This window comes from Enterobacter sp. PTB, assembly GCF_051130085.1.
Lineage (GTDB): Bacteria > Pseudomonadota > Gammaproteobacteria > Enterobacterales > Enterobacteriaceae > Enterobacter > Enterobacter ludwigii.
In genome coordinates this window covers 52,985-70,528 of the sequence record NZ_JBDKEE010000018.1, presented here as the reverse complement: position 1 = coordinate 70,528, position 17,544 = coordinate 52,985, and the positions used below count along the sequence as shown (strand labels likewise).

The 17,544-nt window shown below is 55.0% G+C and carries 19 protein-coding genes; 9 read left to right on the top strand and 10 right to left on the bottom strand.

Annotation, left to right across the window (positions count from 1 at the left end):
- Positions 1-8 precede the first annotated feature (8 nt).
- Positions 9-494: a ribonuclease E activity regulator RraA gene (rraA, locus tag AAIR21_RS19875; protein WP_014172197.1), complete on the top strand. Its 486-nt coding sequence runs from the start codon at positions 9-11 to the stop codon at positions 492-494.
- A gap of 59 nt (positions 495-553) precedes the next feature.
- Here rraA and zapB read toward each other — a convergent pair whose 3' ends face one another.
- Complete coding sequence (gene zapB / locus AAIR21_RS19870; protein WP_008501806.1) at positions 554-793, bottom strand: septal ring assembly protein ZapB; 240 nt, start codon at positions 791-793, stop codon at positions 554-556.
- Positions 794-1,191: 398 nt separating this feature from the next.
- On the opposite strand from zapB, the gene AAIR21_RS19865 reads away from it, so the two are divergent.
- The 4 genes from AAIR21_RS19865 to fpr all read left to right on the top strand — a co-directional run bounded on the left by AAIR21_RS19865 (position 1,192) and on the right by fpr (position 5,523).
- Entirely contained in the window at positions 1,192-2,037 is an 846-nt protein-coding gene (locus AAIR21_RS19865) for an MIP/aquaporin family protein (RefSeq protein ID WP_014885705.1), read from the top strand.
- Positions 2,038-2,058: 21 nt separating this feature from the next.
- Positions 2,059-3,567, top strand: a complete 1,509-nt coding sequence (glpK, locus tag AAIR21_RS19860; RefSeq protein ID WP_014172201.1) for a glycerol kinase GlpK — start codon at positions 2,059-2,061, stop codon at positions 3,565-3,567.
- Positions 3,568-3,669: 102 nt separating this feature from the next.
- On the top strand, positions 3,670-4,680 hold the full coding sequence (gene glpX / locus AAIR21_RS19855) for a class II fructose-bisphosphatase (RefSeq protein ID WP_020883952.1): 1,011 nt from the start codon (positions 3,670-3,672) through the stop codon (positions 4,678-4,680).
- 96 nt (positions 4,681-4,776) lie between these two features.
- Positions 4,777-5,523, top strand: coding sequence for a ferredoxin--NADP(+) reductase (gene fpr / locus AAIR21_RS19850; protein ID WP_014172203.1), 747 nt, complete (start codon positions 4,777-4,779; stop codon positions 5,521-5,523).
- Here fpr and AAIR21_RS19845 read toward each other — a convergent pair whose 3' ends face one another.
- Positions 5,524-5,943, bottom strand: coding sequence for a DUF805 domain-containing protein (locus AAIR21_RS19845; protein ID WP_025202755.1), 420 nt, complete (start codon positions 5,941-5,943; stop codon positions 5,524-5,526).
- Positions 5,944-6,055: 112 nt separating this feature from the next.
- Between AAIR21_RS19845 and AAIR21_RS19840 the strand changes: the two genes are divergently transcribed.
- Together AAIR21_RS19840 and tpiA are read left to right on the top strand one after the other, a co-directional pair.
- Positions 6,056-6,652, top strand: a complete 597-nt coding sequence (locus AAIR21_RS19840; protein WP_032680074.1) for a DUF1454 family protein — start codon at positions 6,056-6,058, stop codon at positions 6,650-6,652.
- A 111-nt stretch (positions 6,653-6,763) separates the two neighbouring features.
- Positions 6,764-7,531, top strand: a complete 768-nt coding sequence (gene tpiA / locus AAIR21_RS19835) for a triose-phosphate isomerase (protein ID WP_014172206.1) — start codon at positions 6,764-6,766, stop codon at positions 7,529-7,531.
- Between the two features lie 33 nt (positions 7,532-7,564).
- Here tpiA and AAIR21_RS19830 read toward each other — a convergent pair whose 3' ends face one another.
- The 6 genes from AAIR21_RS19830 to cpxP form a co-directional block, all read right to left on the bottom strand.
- Complete coding sequence (locus tag AAIR21_RS19830; RefSeq protein ID WP_183516921.1) at positions 7,565-8,869, bottom strand: SLC13 family permease; 1,305 nt, start codon at positions 8,867-8,869, stop codon at positions 7,565-7,567.
- Between the two features lie 73 nt (positions 8,870-8,942).
- Entirely contained in the window at positions 8,943-9,686 is a 744-nt protein-coding gene (locus AAIR21_RS19825; protein ID WP_040018288.1) for a CDP-diacylglycerol diphosphatase, read from the bottom strand.
- Positions 9,687-9,795: 109 nt separating this feature from the next.
- Positions 9,796-10,785 carry a sulfate ABC transporter substrate-binding protein gene (locus tag AAIR21_RS19820; RefSeq protein ID WP_032680073.1) on the bottom strand — a complete coding sequence of 330 codons (990 nt, stop codon included), beginning with the start codon at positions 10,783-10,785 and terminating at the stop codon, positions 9,796-9,798.
- Between the two features lie 209 nt (positions 10,786-10,994).
- A complete protein-coding gene (gene pfkA, locus AAIR21_RS19815) occupies positions 10,995-11,957 on the bottom strand; it encodes a 6-phosphofructokinase (protein WP_014172210.1) in 963 nt (320 codons plus the stop codon).
- 173 nt (positions 11,958-12,130) lie between these two features.
- Positions 12,131-13,024 carry a CDF family cation-efflux transporter FieF gene (gene fieF, locus AAIR21_RS19810; RefSeq protein WP_020883958.1) on the bottom strand — a complete coding sequence of 298 codons (894 nt, stop codon included), beginning with the start codon at positions 13,022-13,024 and terminating at the stop codon, positions 12,131-12,133.
- Positions 13,025-13,177: 153 nt separating this feature from the next.
- The gene (gene cpxP / locus AAIR21_RS19805) at positions 13,178-13,684 is read right to left on the bottom strand and encodes a cell-envelope stress modulator CpxP (protein WP_020883960.1); all 507 of its coding nucleotides are present in this window, start codon (positions 13,682-13,684) and stop codon (positions 13,178-13,180) included.
- Between the two features lie 150 nt (positions 13,685-13,834).
- Between cpxP and cpxR the strand changes: the two genes are divergently transcribed.
- Both cpxR and cpxA read left to right on the top strand, forming a co-directional pair.
- Positions 13,835-14,533, top strand: a complete 699-nt coding sequence (gene cpxR / locus AAIR21_RS19800) for an envelope stress response regulator transcription factor CpxR (RefSeq protein WP_014172213.1) — start codon at positions 13,835-13,837, stop codon at positions 14,531-14,533.
- Positions 14,530-15,903: an envelope stress sensor histidine kinase CpxA gene (cpxA, locus tag AAIR21_RS19795; RefSeq protein WP_010436910.1), complete on the top strand. Its 1,374-nt coding sequence runs from the start codon at positions 14,530-14,532 to the stop codon at positions 15,901-15,903. Before cpxR ends, cpxA begins: the two co-directional genes overlap by 4 nt.
- A gap of 54 nt (positions 15,904-15,957) precedes the next feature.
- On the opposite strand, the gene yiiM is transcribed toward cpxA, so the two are convergent.
- Together yiiM and sodA are read right to left on the bottom strand one after the other, a co-directional pair.
- Complete coding sequence (gene yiiM, locus AAIR21_RS19790) at positions 15,958-16,632, bottom strand: 6-hydroxyaminopurine reductase (RefSeq protein WP_079231567.1); 675 nt, start codon at positions 16,630-16,632, stop codon at positions 15,958-15,960.
- A gap of 70 nt (positions 16,633-16,702) precedes the next feature.
- A complete protein-coding gene (gene sodA, locus AAIR21_RS19785; protein WP_014833772.1) occupies positions 16,703-17,323 on the bottom strand; it encodes a superoxide dismutase [Mn] in 621 nt (206 codons plus the stop codon).
- Positions 17,324-17,544: the final 221 nt, after the last annotated feature.

The following is a 17,544-nucleotide window of genomic DNA, read 5'->3' as shown; positions in this document are numbered from 1 at the left end:
TTAAACCTATGAAATACGATACCTCCGAGCTTTGTGACATCTACCAGGAAGATGTCAACGTCGTTGAACCGCTGTTCTCCAACTTTGGTGGGCGGTCGTCGTTTGGCGGACAAATCGTCACGGTGAAATGTTTCGAGGATAACGGGTTGCTCTATGATCTGCTCGAACAGAACGGCCGTGGCCGCGTTCTGCTGGTTGATGGCGGGGGCTCCGTACGTCGTGCCCTCATTGATGCTGAGCTCGCCCGTCTTGCCGTACAGAACGAGTGGGAAGGCATTGTGGTGTATGGCTCAGTGCGCCAGGTGGACGATCTCGAAGACCTGGACATTGGCATTCAGGCTATCGCGGCCATTCCGGTGGGTGCTGCAGGTGAAGGTATCGGCGAAAGCGACGTGCGCGTCAATTTCGGCGGCGTGACCTTCTTCTCCGGTGACCATCTCTATGCCGATAACACCGGGATTATCCTTTCCGAAGATCCGCTGGATATCGAGTAATAAAAAAGCCGGGTGGCGGCGACGCCTTACCCGGCCTGTTCTGCATTTCCCGAAAGAAATTACACTTCTTCCATACGCCCCAGCAGCGCCTGCAGACGATCCTGCCAGCCATTCTGCTGTTCACGCAGCTGGTTGTTTTCGCGCTCCAGTTCTTCACGGCTGTGCTGGGCGTTCTGAACTTCCTGCGCCAGGCTGTTGTTCTTCTCTTTCAGCTCTTCAATTTCCATCTGCAGCAGCGTGATGGTGTCAATCGCCTGCTGTACTTTCGATTCCAGTTTCTCAAACACTTCTAAAGACATGATCCTACCTCTCCTGAATTGCAAGGCGACGCTTTAACGTAAACGCGCACAACAGATATGCCGATTGTATGAAGCCCCGTCGCCCCTGTCCAGCGGCAGACCGCGCAGATCGTGGTTTGCAACACTTTTCGGCCTCGTCCTGGTGCGTTCGCGGCATATACCCCTAAATTGTTAACTCATTCGTTAATGAAATGATTCAGCTCACATTTTGCTATTGGTGTAAAAATGCGCTTTATGGCGCGAAAACGCTCATTTTATTGACGCAGACCACACATTTTGATTTCGATATTTCTCGTTTTTGCTCGTTAACGATAAATTAACACTATGTCTACAGGGCATCGTGGCTGTCACGGGCGGTCATGCTAACAATAAACATCAATTTCTTCAGGATTCCGATTATGAGTCAGACATCAACCTTAAAAGGCCAGTGCATTGCCGAGTTCCTTGGTACCGGGTTGTTGATATTCTTCGGAGTGGGCTGTGTTGCTGCACTGAAAGTGGCGGGTGCCAGTTTCGGTCAGTGGGAAATCAGTATTATCTGGGGTCTGGGCGTGGCGATGGCCATCTACCTGACCGCAGGGGTTTCCGGCGCACATCTTAACCCGGCGGTGACCATCGCGCTGTGGCTGTTCGCGTGCTTCGACGGACGCAAAGTTGTTCCCTTCATCCTTTCTCAGTTTGCCGGCGCGTTTTGCGCAGCGGCGTTAGTTTACGGGCTTTATTACAATCTTTTCATCGACTTCGAACAGACTCATCATATGGTGCGTGGCAGTGTCGAAAGTCTGGATCTGGCAGGCATTTTCTCAACCTATCCCAACCCGCATATCAATTTTGTGCAGGCGTTCGCAGTTGAAATGGTGATTACCGCTATTCTGATGGGCGTTATCCTGGCGCTGACCGACGACGGAAACGGCATTCCGCGCGGCCCGCTGGCACCGCTGCTGATTGGCCTGCTGATTGCGGTGATCGGCGCATCCATGGGCCCGCTGACTGGGTTTGCGATGAACCCGGCGCGTGATATCGGACCTAAAGCTTTTGCCTTTATCGCAGGATGGGGCGACGTGGCCTTCACCGGCGGTAAAGATATCCCTTACTTCCTGGTACCGCTGTTTGCACCGGTTGTCGGGGCTGCGCTGGGTGCATTTAGCTACCGCAAATTAATTGGTCGCCATTTACCGTGCGACACCTGTGTGGAAGAGGAGAAGGAAACGACTTCTACCGCACAACAAAAAGCTTCGCTGTAATCTGACTACGGGACACATACCATGACCGAAAAAAAATATATCGTTGCGCTCGACCAGGGCACTACCAGCTCCCGCGCTGTCGTAATGGATCATGACGCGAATATCGTCAGCGTGTCACAGCGCGAATTTGAGCAAATCTATCCTCGTCCAGGCTGGGTTGAACACGATCCTATGGAGATCTGGGCTTCACAAAGCTCCACGCTGGTAGAAGTGCTGGCGAAAGCCGATATCAGTTCCGACGAGATTGCCGCTATCGGTATTACCAACCAGCGTGAAACCACTATCGTCTGGGAGCGCGAAACCGGTAAGCCCATTTACAATGCCATCGTCTGGCAGTGCCGCCGTACGTCAGAAATCTGCGAACAGCTGAAGCGCGACGGTATGGAAGACTATGTGCGTAGCGCAACCGGTCTGGTCGTTGACCCGTATTTCTCCGGTACCAAAGTGAAATGGATCCTCGACCACGTTGAGGGTTCACGTGAACGTGCAAAACGCGGTGAGCTGCTGTTTGGTACCGTCGACACCTGGCTTATCTGGAAGATGACCCAGGGGCGTGTCCACGTCACTGATTACACCAACGCCTCGCGCACCATGCTGTTCAACATCAATACCCTGGAGTGGGATGACAAGATGCTGGACGCGCTGGATATCCCGCGCGCGATGTTGCCAGAAGTCCGCAAATCTTCTGAAGTTTACGGTCAGACCAATATCGGCGGCAAAGGCGGCACGCGTATTCCAATCGCCGGTATTGCCGGTGACCAGCAGGCGGCGCTGTTTGGCCAGCTGTGCGTTAAGGAAGGGATGGCGAAAAACACCTACGGTACCGGCTGCTTTATGCTGATGAACACCGGTGAGAAAGCGGTGAAATCAGAAAACGGCTTGCTGACCACCATCGCCTGCGGCCCACGCGGTGAAGTGAACTATGCGCTGGAAGGTGCGGTGTTCATGGCAGGTGCGTCTATTCAGTGGCTGCGTGACGAGATGAAACTCATCAGCGATGCGTTTGACTCCGAGTATTTCGCAACCAAAGTGAAGGACACCAACGGTGTGTATGTGGTTCCGGCCTTTACCGGTCTGGGCGCACCCTACTGGGACCCGTATGCACGCGGCGCGATTTTCGGCCTGACCCGTGGGGTAAACTCGAACCACATTATCCGCGCTACGCTGGAATCCATCGCTTATCAGACGCGCGACGTACTGGAAGCAATGCAGGCTGACTCCGGCATTCGTCTGCACGCCCTGCGCGTGGACGGCGGCGCCGTTGCCAACAACTTCCTGATGCAGTTCCAGTCCGACATTCTGGGCACCCGCGTAGAGCGCCCGGAAGTACGTGAAGTCACCGCGCTGGGTGCGGCGTACCTTGCAGGTCTGGCTGTCGGCTTCTGGCAGAATCTGGATGAACTGCAGGAAAAAGCGGTTATCGAACGCGAATTCCGCCCTGGCATCGAAACCACTGAGCGTAACTATCGCTACAGCGGCTGGAAGAAAGCGGTGAAACGCGCCCTGGCGTGGGAAGAGCACGAGCAGTAATTTCTCCCGTCCCCTCTCCCCGCCGGGGAGAGGGGACCGACCGCACCCACCCCCACTCTGTGATAAACTTCGTGCAATTCCTTTTGATTGCACGAGTACCTCATGAAACGTGAACTGGCTATCGAGTTTTCCCGCGTCACCGAAGCTGCCGCACTGGCGGGCTATAAATGGCTCGGCCGTGGCGACAAAAATACCGCAGACGGTGCGGCTGTCCATGCCATGCGCATTGTGCTTAACCAGGTCAACATCGATGGCACCATCGTCATTGGCGAAGGCGAGATCGACGAAGCGCCAATGCTCTATATCGGTGAGAAAGTGGGCACCGGCAAAGGTGATGCCGTGGATATCGCGGTTGACCCGATTGAGGGTACCCGCATGACGGCAATGGGCCAGGCCAACGCGCTGGCCGTGCTGGCGGTAGGGGACAAAGGCTGTTTCCTCAACGCGCCGGATATGTACATGGAAAAGCTGATTGTCGGCCCCGGCGCCAAAGGGGCTATCGACCTGAGCCTGCCGCTGGAAGAGAATCTGCGTAACGTTGCCAGGGCGCTGGAAAAACCGCTTAGCGCGCTCACCGTGACCATTCTGGCGAAACCGCGCCACGATGCCACCATTGCCCAGTTGCAACAGCTCGGCGTTCGCGTCTTTGCCATCCCGGATGGCGACGTGGCAGCATCTATCCTGACCTGCATGCCAGACAGCGAAGTGGATGTGCTTTACGGCATCGGCGGCGCGCCGGAAGGTGTGGTCTCCGCCGCGGTGATCCGCGCTCTGGATGGCGACATGCAGGCCCGTCTGTTGCCCCGTCATGAAGTCAAAGGCGACAGCGAAGAGAATCGCCGTATTGGGGAAAAAGAGCTGGCACGCTGCGAAGCGATGGGTATTGAAGCCAACAAGGTGCTTGCGCTGGATGACATGGCGCGCAGCGACAACGTTGTCTTCTCCGCAACCGGCATCACCAAAGGTGACCTGCTGGATGGCATCACCCGTAAGGGCAATATGGCCACCACCGAAACCCTGCTGATCCGCGGTAAATCGCGCACCATTCGCCGCATTCAGTCTGTTCACTATCTGGATCGTAAAGACCCTGACGTGCAGGCGCACATTCTGTAAAACCGTTTGATCGATAGAGCTTTCCGGCCCAAATGGGCTGGAAATCTTCGCCACAAGTCCGGAAGATAGAACAGAGAAAAAGCACAGGAGAAGATCATGGCGGACTGGGTAACAGGTAAAGTCACAAAAATACAGTTCTGGACCGATGCGCTATTTAGTCTCACCCTGCATGCTCCCGTCCACCCGTTTACGGCCGGGCAATTTGCGAAGCTGGGGCTGGATGTTGACGGCGAGCGCGTGCAGCGCGCCTATTCCTACGTTAACGCCCCCGATAACCCGGATCTCGAGTTCTATCTGGTCACCGTCCCGGACGGCAAACTCAGCCCACGCCTTGCCGCGCTTAAGCCCGGTGACGATGTGCAAATTGTGAGTGAAGCGGCCGGTTTCTTCGTACTGGACGAAATCCCGGACTGCGACACCCTCTGGATGCTGGCAACCGGCACGGCCATTGGCCCCTATCTCTCTATTTTGCAGTACGGCAAAGACCTTGAGCGCTTTAAAAACATCGTGCTGGTTCACGCCGCGCGCTATGCCGCAGACTTGAGCTATCTTCCGCAGATGCAGGCGCTGGAAAAGCAGTACGGCGGGAAACTGAAAATTCAGACCGTGGTCAGCCGCGAAACCGCAGCAGGTTCACTGACGGGCCGCGTACCGGCATTGATTGAGAGTGGTGCACTGGAAGACGCAATTGGCTTGCCGATGAGCGCTGAAACCAGCCATGTCATGCTGTGTGGCAACCCGCAGATGGTTCGCGACACGCAGCAGCTTCTGAAGGATACCCGGCAGATGACGAAACATCTTCGCCGCCGGCCGGGCCATATGACTGCCGAACACTACTGGTGATCAGCGGTATTTCACCTCAAGGGTGTCTTTGCCGTATTTGTTTTCGCTCTGGGTGCCGATAAACGCGCCCAGATCGACCACCATCATGACAAAAATAATGGTTGGTAGCAGTCTGCCCACCACCCAGGGAAGGATGGACGGAAGTATCGACCAGTTCCCGGCCACCAGCATCCACGCCAGAATAATCAGAAAAGCCCACGCGCCGGAACGGCCGCGATCGTGCAGACGTTTCACCACCACGGCCGCGGTTGGCCACAGTAAACAGACCAGCGCAAACGCCGCCGTTTGTGTGCTGAGCCATGCGTTGAAGGCAACGAAAAACAGAAGCAGCATGGCAACGATCCACGTCGCCATCCAGATCCAGAAGTCACGGCGTCCAATACGCCCTTTGAATGAAAACAACCACTGCTGTATGGTCATGTAAGGTTCCTTATTATCATATAGCGCGCATTTTACCCTGGAGTTGTGACCTTTTGACAAGCCGACCAGATATCGATTTAATCATGAACACTTACGGCCAGGGGCAATGTTGATGAAAAGTTCGGCACGTTCTCTTTTCCTGTGTTTAGTGATGCTCATCGCGGGTGTCCCCCTGCACGCCGCCGAAACCACTGCCCCGACGACAGCCCCCTATCTGCTGGCAGGTGCGCCCTCGTTCGATCAGTCAATCAGCCAGTTTCGTGAAACCTTCAATAAAACCAACCCCACGCTACCGCTGGATGAATTCCGCGCCATTGACAGCTCCCGGGATACGCCAACCCTGACCCGGGCTGCGAGCAAGATTAACGAGAATTTATATGCCTCCACTGCGCTGGAGCGCGGCACGCTAAAAATCAAAAGCATGCAGATAACCTGGCTGCCGATTCAGGGGCCAGAGCAGAAAGCCGCTAAGGCAAAAGCGCTTGAGTACATGAGCGCGATACTGCAGGCTTTTACGCCCGCGCTGACCAAAAAGCAAAGCCAGCAAAAGCTGCAAAAACTTCTCACCGCCGGTAAAAACAAGCGTTACTACGCCGATACCGAAGGGGCCATACGCTATGTGGTGGCAGATAACGGCGAAAAAGGACTGACCTTCGCTGTTGAACCGATTAAGCTGGCACTATCAGACACACTCGGCGGGGCGAATTAATGACAAAAAGCAAAGCCTTTCGAGGGAAAATCTCTATACTGATTCACAGACCATGCTGCCCGACAGGGCGGCCATATTCCTTAATTCGCTAATTTAGCGTGGAGAATTGAAATGCGACATCCTTTAGTGATGGGTAACTGGAAACTGAACGGCAGCCGCCACATGGTAAACGAACTGGTTGCGAACCTGCGTAAAGAGCTGGCGGGCGTGACGGGCTGCGCGGTTGCTATCGCTCCGCCGGATATGTACCTGGATCTGGCTAAACATGCCGCTGACGGCAGCCACATCATTCTGGGCGCACAGAACGTTGACGTTAACCTGTCAGGCGCATTCACCGGTGAAACCTCTGCTGAAATGCTGAAAGATATCGGCGCGAAATACATCATCATCGGCCACTCTGAGCGTCGCACTTACCACAAAGAATCCGACGAATTTATCGCGAAGAAATTCGCGGTGCTGAAAGAGCAGGGTCTGATCCCGGTTCTGTGCATCGGTGAAACCGAAGCCGAAAACGAAGCAGGCAAAACGGAAGAAGTGTGTGCTCGTCAGATCGACGCCGTGCTGAAAACGCAGGGTGCTGCCGCATTCGAAGGCGCGGTTATCGCGTACGAACCCGTCTGGGCGATCGGTACCGGCAAATCAGCGACCCCTGCGCAGGCACAGGCGGTTCACAAATTTATCCGTGACCACATTGCTAAAGCGGACGCGAAAGTGGCTGAGCAGGTAATTATTCAGTACGGCGGTTCCGTTAACGCATCCAACGCTGCTGAGCTGTTCACCCAGCCAGACATCGATGGCGCGCTGGTTGGCGGTGCATCCCTGAAAGCTGACGCTTTCGCGGTGATCGTTAAAGCAGCAGAAGCGGCTAAACAGGCGTAAAAACCGACTTCCCTCCCCCACCGGGGAGGGAAATTACACTTTCCCCAGCACGCTAAACCACAGATAATCCAGCGGCAGCAGCACCAGATACGTTGCAATCGCCAGCGCCAGACAGAGCAATATCCCCGCCTTTGCAGGCACCTTCCCTAAACCCATTGCCACCACAATCGGCGACGCCTGATACGGCAGCAGCGGCGTGGAATACCCCAGTACCTGAATCATGATCACCGACAACAGCGGGAAACCGGTGGCGTCCGAAAAACTCTGTGCCAGCGTGGTGTACAACGCCGGTACACCGTTCGCGGTCATAATGAAGTTGAGCGCCGTGGTAATACCGGTAAGCGCCAGGAAGCTGGTGAACGGTCTGTTGGCATCAAGCGGCATAATCCGCAATAATGCCTCCCCCACCGCGGAACCGATACCCGTTTGGGTCACTACAATCGCCAGCCCGAGAATCCCCGCCACGTAAATGCAGGTGCGCATGTTCACTCCCGCAGAAAACTCTTCACCGGTGATAAATCCAATGCGTGGCAGCATGACGATGACCGATGCCGCAAGGCCCGTCCACGCCGGTCCAACGCCGTGCCAGCTCTCTGTCACCCACATCCCCAGCACCACCGCCAGCAGCCAGGCGAGACGTTTTTCATCCCGCCCCATCGGTTCAGACGGCGTAAGATCGGTGGCCGGTTTCGGGCTGCCGGGGAACAACCAGCAGATCAGGCCGATCAGAATGCCTCCTTTCAGGATCCCGAGGACGGGTGTATGCAGCAGCAGATACGGGACATAGTTCAGATGGATCCCGTACGAGCCCTCCGCGGCGCCACTCATCACCAGATTCGGCACGTTGGCAGGCAGGATGGTCGCCGAGAGCTGGAAGGTTCCGAACCCGACGGCCAGCGCCAGGCCATACCACGCGCGGGAACCGTCGGGGATGGCGGCCCTTTTGGCCATGGCGGCGACAATCGGCATCAGCAGCGCGATACGGCCCATATTCGACGGCATCACAAACGCCAGCGCGTAGCTCAGCCCCACCACGCTTGCCACCATCAATACCCACGAATCCGTGAGTTTTGCCGACAGCGCCCGTGCGGCCCTGTCCGCCAGACCGGTTTTACGGATTGCCACCCCCAGCACGAAGCCGCTAAACACTAACCAGAATGCAGACGAGGCAAAACCACCAAAAATCACCTCCGCCGGGGCGATTCTGGCGGTCATCGCCGCCGTGAAAAACAGCAGCGCGGTGATAAATTCCGGCAATAGCGATGTCGCCCACAGCACGATGGTGACGCCGACTATCAATGAGGGCACAAACAGAGGATGCGTTAACCAGAGCGACATACCTGTCTCCTGTCGTTTTTTTCAGCAAGTCTACGGCGACAGGCAGGACGAGTAAACGCTATTTATGGTGAGGTCACTTCAGGATATCGCATTGATGATCCTGCAATTCCTCAGCCGACGCGCGATTCAGGGTCAGCAAGTTACGTTCGGTCGCCAGTAAGACAAACGATCCATCCGACTGCTGCGCCATGGCCAGCGCGAAGCGCCCCATATGGTCACGCGCTTCCGGCAGCTCTTCAGCCAGCATCATAAACGGACTGCGCTGTACCAGCTCATTTTCCGTCACGCGACGGGCGAGGTACTCATGCCCTTCCAGCCCGCCCGGGAACGGTAACCACTGGGTACTGATTTGCCCCTGCGCGGCATTAAGCTTCTCGCGCACGTCCGGGCGCAGGCAGGAGATATGGATATGAAAATGGTTCTGCGTACGGCCTGTCGGGGAGTTAATGGTGAGCGAAATTGCGCTGTCCGGCACCTCGGCCCCGCGCTTCATGCTCATAAAGTTGCGTGACTGCCAGGCCAGCCAGAAGAAGTTGGGCGTATTCGGTTCGGTCAACAGCGGGCTTTCGGTTCCTTTGATACGGTAAGTCGGCATCAGGAGATACTGCAGCGGCCCGTTGCGGTCTTTAAACACCACATAACCCGCATCAGGCTTCACCTGCGCGCACGGGGCCGGGTTACGGTGCTGGAGTTGATTCGGCAGACACTGGTCGAGAACGATATGACGCAACGCATTCGGATTACCCGTTTTCATCCAGTACCAGCCACCCGCGGCAAGAATGATGACAACCAGAATCAGTAATAGTATTTTTTTCACAATGCGTTCCCTGTTTTCGATAGTGGCGAAAGAGTAACGCAAAATGATGACCAAATAAAAAACCCGGCGGATTTCTCGCGCCGGGTCACCGTGTCTGTCCTGCTAACGTTTAGCGCTTGCTGATCTGGTCGAAAGTTCCGCCGTTAGAGAAGTGCTCTTTCTGCGCTTTCGCCCAGCCGCCGAACTCTTCATCAATGGTGAAAAGCTTCAGTTTCGGGAAGACGCTTTCATATTTCTTCGCCACCGCCGGATCGCGTGGACGATAGTAGTTTTTCGCCGCAATTTCCTGGCCTTCTGGCGAGTAGAGATACTTCAGGTACGCTTCCGCCACCGCTTTGGTCTCTTTCTTCTCAACCACTTTATCAACCACAGAAACGGTAGGTTCGGCGAGGATAGATTCGCCTGGCGTAACGATCTCGAACTTGTCTTTACCCAGTTCGTGGGTGGCGAGCAGGGCTTCGTTTTCCCATGCGATCAGCACGTCGCCAATCCCACGCTCAACGAAGGTATTCGTGGCACCGCGTGCGCCAGAGTCCAGCACCTCAACGTTTTTATACAGCGCTTTCACGAACGCCTGGGCTTTCGCCTGGTCACCGTTGTTGTGATGCAGCGCGTAGCCCCAGGCCGCCAGGTAGTTCCAGCGTGCGCCACCCGAGCTTTTCGGGTTCGGGGTGATAATGGAAACGCCCGGCTTAACCAGATCGTTCCAGTCATGAATTTGTTTTGGGTTGCCCTTACGCACCAGGAAAACAATGGTCGAGGTGTAAGGCGCTGAGTTGTCTGGCAGGCGTTTGATCCAGTTTTTATCGATACGCCCACGCTCGGCGATGGCGTCGACGTCATAGGCCAGCGCCAGGGTAACCACGTCGGCTTCAATCCCGTTGATGACTGAGGTCGCCTGCTTACCGGAGCCACCATGAGACTGACGCACCACCACGTTGTCGCCGGTTTCCTGTTTCCAGTGTGCCGCGAAGGCTTTGTTGTACTGCTCGTACAGCTCACGCGTCGGGTCGTATGACACGTTCAGTAACTGGATGTCCTTAGCCAAAACGCTGGTCGATGCCAGCAATAATGTTAACCCCACGCCCCATTTATTCATCGCCCGGATCTCTTGTGTAGTGTTTTGATGCTTGCAGCGTGCCAGAAAGCCAACCAATGATTAAAGAATAAAAAAAGATTGACTATAACGTAGAGGAATAAAAAACGAGCAGGCATAAAAAAACCGGGCGGCGATATCGCCTTACCCGGTCTTTATGAGCGTGGACTGCAGACCCGGTTAACTCAGCGCGACCGGGGGAAAGTCACCGCTCAGTACAGTTTTTTTGCGCAGTCCAGCCAGTCACCCTTGAACGGACGCTTCATGTTTTCAATGGCGTCGATGATGTCATGGTGAACCAGTTTTTCGTTCTGAATACCCACGCAACGACCGCCATGACCCTGCAGCAGCAGTTCAATGGCGTATGCACCCATACGTGATGCCAGGATGCGGTCGTATGGACCCGGGGAACCCCCACGCTGGATGTGGCCCAGAACGGTAGCGCGCGTTTCACGTTTGGTTTCGGTTTCGATGTACTTCGCCAGCTCGTCAACGTCACAGATATGCTCGGTGATGGCTACGATGGCGTGTTTCTTGCCTTTTGCGATACCCGCTTTGATTTCAGCCACCAGATCTTCACGGCTGAATTCCACTTCCGGAACCACCACGAACTCACAACCGCCGGCGATGGCCGCAGCCAGCGTCAGATCACCACAGTAACGGCCCATCACTTCCACGATGGAGATACGCTGGTGGGAAGAAGAGGTGTCGCGCAGGCGGTCAATCGCTTCAACAACGGTGCCCAGTGCGGTGAAATAACCGATGGTGTAGTCAGTGCCTTTGATGTCGTTGTCGATCGTACCCGGCAGACCGATGCACGGGAAGCCCATTTCAGTCAGACGTTTTGCACCCATGTACGAGCCGTCACCACCAATAACAACCAGTGCGTCGAGGCCACGTTTTTTCATGTTCTCAATAGCCACTTCACGGACGTGTTCATCACGGAATTCCGGGAAGCGCGCAGAACCGAGGAAGGTACCGCCACGGTTGATCATGTCGGACACGCTGTAACGGTCGAGCTGAACCATGCGATCTTCATACAGGCCCAGATAACCATCATAGATACCAAAAACTTCCAGGCCTTCCGTCAGCGCTGAACGGACAACCCCACGAATTGCCGCGTTCATGCCCGGCGCATCACCGCCGCTTGTCAACACACCGATTTTCTTAATCATGACTACCTCTGAACTTAGGAATGCAAAATTGAAATCTGTTGCCGGAAGAATTTATCGACCAACGAATACTGCAAATAGTATATCAATCACTTCCAGCTGAATTGATTCAGGTCAGACCAAATGGCGGTAATTTATACACAAAATGCTGGCCTGGCTCACTTTTTTACAACCAATTACGAAAGCTCAACATGTCCGGGTACAACCGAGCAGGGATCCTGGTGAATAATGACGTCTGAACCAGGAAAACGCTGCAAAATCGCCTGCTCGACCTGCTCAGCAATAACGTGAGCCTGAACCAGTGGCAGGTTGTCTTCCATTTCAATATGAATCTGAATAAAGCGGGTCGGCCCTGACTGCCGCGTTCGAAGATCGTGTGCACCTCTGACACCAGGCCAGGAGGTCACGATAGAAAAAATTTCATTACGTTCTGAGTCCGGGAGGGCGCGGTCCAGAAGCGATTGCACCGCTTCATACCCCATCCGTAAGGCGCTATATAAAATATAGATGCCAATCCCTAACGCAAACAACGCATCGGCCCGATGCCAGCCATACCAGGCCAGACCGAGCGCAATAAGAATAGCGCCATTCATCATAACATCAGATTGATAATGAAGCATATCCGCCCGTACTGCCTGGCTTTGCGTTTTGCGAACAACCCAGCGCTGGAACGTTACCAGAACAAGTGTGCATATAAGTGCCACAATCGTCACGACCACGCCCACGCCGGGATCGTTCATCGGTGACGGCGAGACGAGATGCTGAATACCGGTTAAAAACAGAAACAGCGCGGAGCCGGAAATAAACATGCTTTGCGCCAGCGCGGCCAGCGACTCGGCTTTACCGTGCCCAAACGTGTGTTCTTCATCTGCCGGTTGCAGTGAGTAACGCACAACCAACAGGTTCGTCAGCGAGGCGGCAATATCCATCAACGAGTCCACCAACGCCGCGAGAATACTGACTGAGCCGGTATACCACCACGCAAAAATTTTAATCACTAACAGGCTTGAAGCCACGATGGTCGCTGCAATCGCTGCCCGACTTACCAGTCTTCCATAGGATTGATTCATAAACGCTCCTGTCATGTCATGCCGCTAGTATAACGGAAGCATGGGGAGTCAAAGGATGAATAAACGGTTAACAAAGCAGAATGAAGGGCAAAAAAAACCCCCACATCATGTGGGGGAAGACAGGGATGGTGTCTATGGCAAGGAAAACAGGGTTTACTGGTTACTACGGGTACTGCTATTGCTACTGAAAAACGTTGTTTCTGAGCTTCGCTGCATCCGTGCAACCTCACGCAACTGGTCCATTCGCTGCTGATGTCTTGTGTTCAAAACCGCTTGCTGCTCGGGCGTTAGCAGGTGGAACATCTGGTTGCGGACCTTCGCCATCTCTACCTGGCGGGCAACCTGCTCCTGTGCCATTTTTTCGGCCTGAGCGCGTACAGCGCTTTCGTCAAATTTTTCTGCGGTGACAAGGCGGTGCATTGTCTCCATTTCGCTAACATTAACAGGGGGCTGGTCGTGTCGTGCCCTCTGCATCAGATCTCGCATCTGTTGACGCTGATGTTCGGTTAAACTTATGCCATCAAACATATGGCTTTGGCTGCTGTGCTGCGTTGCCCCCTCCGTTGAGGGCCCGTTATCGCCGGGGATAGCTACAGCGGCCTGGCTTAATGTACTGAACGCCAGCGTTGAGGCCATGACGGCAGCGGTAACTTTGCGCATCACTTGCTCCCAAAATCTTTCGTGTCGCGATTCAACGAGAGACAGTCTACGATTCAGGCTGCAAACATGCGTCAGGGGGTGTAAAACAACGTAAAGTCATGGATTAGATAGCCTTGATGTCGTAATTTCTGCCTCGGAGGTATTTAAACAATGAATAAAATCCTGTTAGTTGATGATGACCGAGAGCTCACATCCCTTTTAAAGGAGTTGCTCGACATGGAAGGTTTCAACGTTCTGGTTGCCCATGATGGCGAGCAGGCGCTGAGTCTCCTTGACGACAGCATCGATTTACTTTTGCTCGACGTTATGATGCCGAAGAAAAACGGCATTGATACGTTGAAAGAGCTTCGCCAGACACACCAGACGCCCGTAATTATGCTGACCGCTCGCGGCAGCGAACTTGACCGTGTACTTGGCCTTGAGCTGGGCGCGGATGACTATTTACCAAAGCCGTTTAACGACCGTGAACTGGTTGCCCGTATTCGCGCTATCCTGCGTCGTTCTCACTGGAGCGAACAGCAGCAGAACAGCGACAACAGTTCACCGACGCTGGAAGTCGACTCCCTGAGCCTGAATCCGGGCCGTCAGGAAGCGAGTTTTGACGGTGAAACGCTGGAACTGACTGGCACCGAGTTCACCCTGCTGTATCTGCTGGCCCAGCACCTCGGCCAGGTGGTATCGCGTGAACATTTGAGCCAGGAAGTGCTTGGCAAACGCCTCACCCCGTTTGATCGCGCCATCGATATGCATATCTCGAACCTGCGCCGCAAGCTGCCGGAACGCAAGGACGGGCACCCGTGGTTTAAAACCCTGCGTGGTCGCGGTTATCTGATGGTTTCCGCTTCATGATAGGAAGCTTAACAGCCCGCATCTTCGCCATTTTCTGGCTGACGCTGGCACTGGTTTTAATGCTCGTTTTGATGTTGCCAAAACTCGACTCACGCCAGATGACGGAGCTTCTCGACAGCGAGCAACGTCAGGGCGTGATGATCGAGCAGCACGTGGAAGCCGAGCTGGCAAACGACCCGCCGAACGATTTAATGTGGTGGCGCAGGCTGTTTCGCGCTATCGACAAATGGGCACCGCCAGGACAGCGCCTGTTGCTGGTGACCAGCGAAGGGCGCGTGATTGGCGCCGATCGCAATGAAATGCAGATCATCCGTAACTTCATTGGTCAGGCGGATAACGCCGACCATCCTCAGAAGAAAAAATACGGTCGGGTTGAGATGGTGGGCCCCTTCTCCGTCAGAGATGGCGAGGATAATTACCAGCTTTACCTGATCCGCCCGGCGAGCAACTCCCAGTCCGATTTTATCAACCTGCTGTTTGACCGCCCGCTTCTGCTGCTGATTGTCACCATGCTGGTCAGTTCACCGCTGCTGCTGTGGCTGGCGTGGAGTCTGGCGAAACCGGCGCGTAAGCTGAAAAACGCGGCGGACGAAGTGGCGCAGGGTAACCTGCGACAACACCCTGAACTGGAAGCCGGTCCACAGGAGTTCCTTGCCGCCGGGACCAGTTTTAACCAGATGGTGAGCGCCCTCGACCGCATGATGACGGCACAGCAACGCCTGCTGTCGGATATCTCGCACGAGCTGCGCACGCCGCTCACGCGCTTACAGCTCGGCACCGCGCTGCTGCGTCGCCGCAGCGGTGAGAGCAAAGAGCTGGAACGTATTGAAACGGAAGCGCATCGTCTGGACAGCATGATTAACGACCTGCTGGTCATGTCGCGCAATCAGCAGAAAAACGCGCTGGTGAGCGAAACGGTGAAAGCCAACCACCTGTGGCATGAAGTGCTGGATAACGCGGCGTTCGAAGCGGAGCAGATGGGGAAATCTTTTACCGTCAACTTCCCGCCGGGGCCATGGCCGCTGTACGGTAACCCCAACACGCTGGAAAGCGCGCTGGAGAACATCGTGCGTAACGCCCTGCGCTATTCGCACACGAAGATTGAGGTAGCCTTCTCGGTGGATAAAGACGGGATTACCATTATCGTTGATGACGATGGTCCTGGGGTAAGCCCGGAAGACCGCGAACAGATTTTCCGTCCGTTCTACCGTACCGACGAGGCGCGTGACCGTGAATCTGGCGGCACGGGGCTGGGTCTGGCGATTGTGGAAACCGCCATGCAGCAGCATCGCGGCTGGGTGAAGGCCGACGACAGCCCGCTGGGTGGGTTGCGGTTAACGCTGTGGCTGCCGTTGTATAAACGTTCGTAGCCGTTTAGCCGGGCGGCGGTATCGCTGACCCGGCTTGCCTCTTCTGCGGGGAAACTATTTCCCCCACAATCTCCGCGAATTATCTTCGATCTTGCTACTTAAACGGCGTTTCTGCATCGTTCGGGTCCAGCTCGTGGACAGCCCTGCAGCGGACAAAAGCCGATGGTACTGGTCGTCATCAAACGGCATATGCCAGGCGATCGCGCAGGCGTCATATACCGAGACATCACTCAGGCGCGATGCCAGCACCAGCGGCGCATCTGCCGATACCTGACCTGCCAGCACCACCCGATATAACCAGCCCGTTTTACCCGCGCTCTGCAGCCGGGCAGACATGTCGCTGATGCCGAAATGATAGTTTAGTTTGAAGCACGGCGAGCGCGGCTGCGTCACCTGAATCAGGGCATCGCCCCAGCGGTAGATATCGCCGATAAAGACGTTTTTCTCGGTCAGCCCTTCCGTTGAGAGATTCTCACCAAACGCTGGCGCGACAAACATATCCGCCTGTTCGGGGAACTCGGTTATCCAGTGCTGATAGTGTTCCCGCGGATAGTGGCACAGCGCGCGGTCAGGCCCGCCATGGATTTTCTTTTCGGCCTGCTCATCGCCCGCCAGCCCGAGGTCGGTTAACGTCAACTCGCCGTCGACCTGAATTTTGGCGATGGCGCTCGGGCGGCTGCCGTCGTACTCCCTTACCTTGCCTGTAAAGACATTCACCGGAAAATGCATCGCTGCTCCTTTCTGCAGATACAAAAAAAGCGAGTCATCAGACTCGCTTCTCACAGGCGTCAATGCAACCTTATTTTTTCGCGGCGAAACGCGCTGCTGCTTCGTCCCAGTTCACCACGTCCCAGAAGGCTTTGATGTAGTCCGGGCGACGGTTCTGGAATTTCAGGTAGTAAGCGTGTTCCCACACGTCCAGACCCAGGATAGGGAAACCGGATGCGCCAGAGATTGCTTCACCCATCAGCGGGGAGTCCTGGTTAGCCGTTGAAACAACCGCCAGTTTGTCACCTTTCAGAACCAGCCACGCCCAGCCAGAGCCGAAACGGGTCGCAGCGGCTTTTTCGAATTCCGCTTTGAAGTTGTCTACAGAACCGAAATCGCGCTCGATAGCCGCTTTCAGGTCGCCCTGCAGGGTGGTACCGGTTTTCAGGCCTTTCCAGAACAGGCTGTGGTTAGCGTGACCACCTGCGTTGTTACGCAGAACGGTTTTCTTGTCAGCTGGCAGCTGGTCCAGTTTGGTGATCAGCTCTTCAACAGGCAGGCTAGCGAACTCTGGCAGGCTTTCCAGCGCGGCGTTCGCGTTGTTCACATAGGTCTGGTGGTGTTTAGTGTGATGGATTTCCATCGTCTGCTTGTCGAAATGCGGTTCCAGTGCGTCGTAGGCATACGGCAGGGATGGCAGTGTATAACTCATAATCCTCTCCATTATTGTCGGGCGGCACAGCTGTTAATGCCGCGTAAGCAGTTGGTTCATTATAGTTAATTAAATGATATTGAAAATGATTATCAATGCCGTAGTTTTTATAAGGTTATTCGGTTTTCGGTTATTGCTGAAATTGTGAGTCTGCTCACCCGGTTAACGCGTTGATTGCCATTCAAAACCAAAGTGCGGCAACCTTCCGAAGGTTACCCGAC

Excerpts from the sequence above, each read along its gene's own strand:
- AAIR21_RS19845 (WP_025202755.1), bottom strand. The coding sequence starts at position 5,943 with ATGACCATACAGCAGTGGTTGTTTTCATTCAAAGGGCGTATTGGACGC.
- zapB (WP_008501806.1), bottom strand. The coding sequence starts at position 793 with ATGTCTTTAGAAGTGTTTGAGAAACTGGAATCGAAAGTACAGCAGGCG.
- tpiA (WP_014172206.1), top strand. The coding sequence starts at position 6,764 with ATGCGACATCCTTTAGTGATGGGTAACTGGAAACTGAACGGCAGCCGC.
- AAIR21_RS19840 (WP_032680074.1), top strand. The coding sequence starts at position 6,056 with ATGAAAAGTTCGGCACGTTCTCTTTTCCTGTGTTTAGTGATGCTCATC.
- fieF (WP_020883958.1), bottom strand. The coding sequence starts at position 13,024 with ATGAATCAATCCTATGGAAGACTGGTAAGTCGGGCAGCGATTGCAGCG.
- glpK (WP_014172201.1), top strand. The coding sequence starts at position 2,059 with ATGACCGAAAAAAAATATATCGTTGCGCTCGACCAGGGCACTACCAGC.
- yiiM (WP_079231567.1), bottom strand. The coding sequence starts at position 16,632 with ATGCATTTTCCGGTGAATGTCTTTACAGGCAAGGTAAGGGAGTACGAC.
- rraA (WP_014172197.1), top strand. The coding sequence starts at position 9 with ATGAAATACGATACCTCCGAGCTTTGTGACATCTACCAGGAAGATGTC.
- fpr (WP_014172203.1), top strand. The coding sequence starts at position 4,777 with ATGGCGGACTGGGTAACAGGTAAAGTCACAAAAATACAGTTCTGGACC.
- cpxP (WP_020883960.1), bottom strand. The coding sequence starts at position 13,684 with ATGCGCAAAGTTACCGCTGCCGTCATGGCCTCAACGCTGGCGTTCAGT.
- AAIR21_RS19820 (WP_032680073.1), bottom strand. The coding sequence starts at position 10,785 with ATGAATAAATGGGGCGTGGGGTTAACATTATTGCTGGCATCGACCAGC.
- cpxR (WP_014172213.1), top strand. The coding sequence starts at position 13,835 with ATGAATAAAATCCTGTTAGTTGATGATGACCGAGAGCTCACATCCCTT.
- pfkA (WP_014172210.1), bottom strand. The coding sequence starts at position 11,957 with ATGATTAAGAAAATCGGTGTGTTGACAAGCGGCGGTGATGCGCCGGGC.
- AAIR21_RS19865 (WP_014885705.1), top strand. The coding sequence starts at position 1,192 with ATGAGTCAGACATCAACCTTAAAAGGCCAGTGCATTGCCGAGTTCCTT.
- AAIR21_RS19830 (WP_183516921.1), bottom strand. The coding sequence starts at position 8,869 with ATGTCGCTCTGGTTAACGCATCCTCTGTTTGTGCCCTCATTGATAGTC.
- cpxA (WP_010436910.1), top strand. The coding sequence starts at position 14,530 with ATGATAGGAAGCTTAACAGCCCGCATCTTCGCCATTTTCTGGCTGACG.
- sodA (WP_014833772.1), bottom strand. The coding sequence starts at position 17,323 with ATGAGTTATACACTGCCATCCCTGCCGTATGCCTACGACGCACTGGAA.
- glpX (WP_020883952.1), top strand. The coding sequence starts at position 3,670 with ATGAAACGTGAACTGGCTATCGAGTTTTCCCGCGTCACCGAAGCTGCC.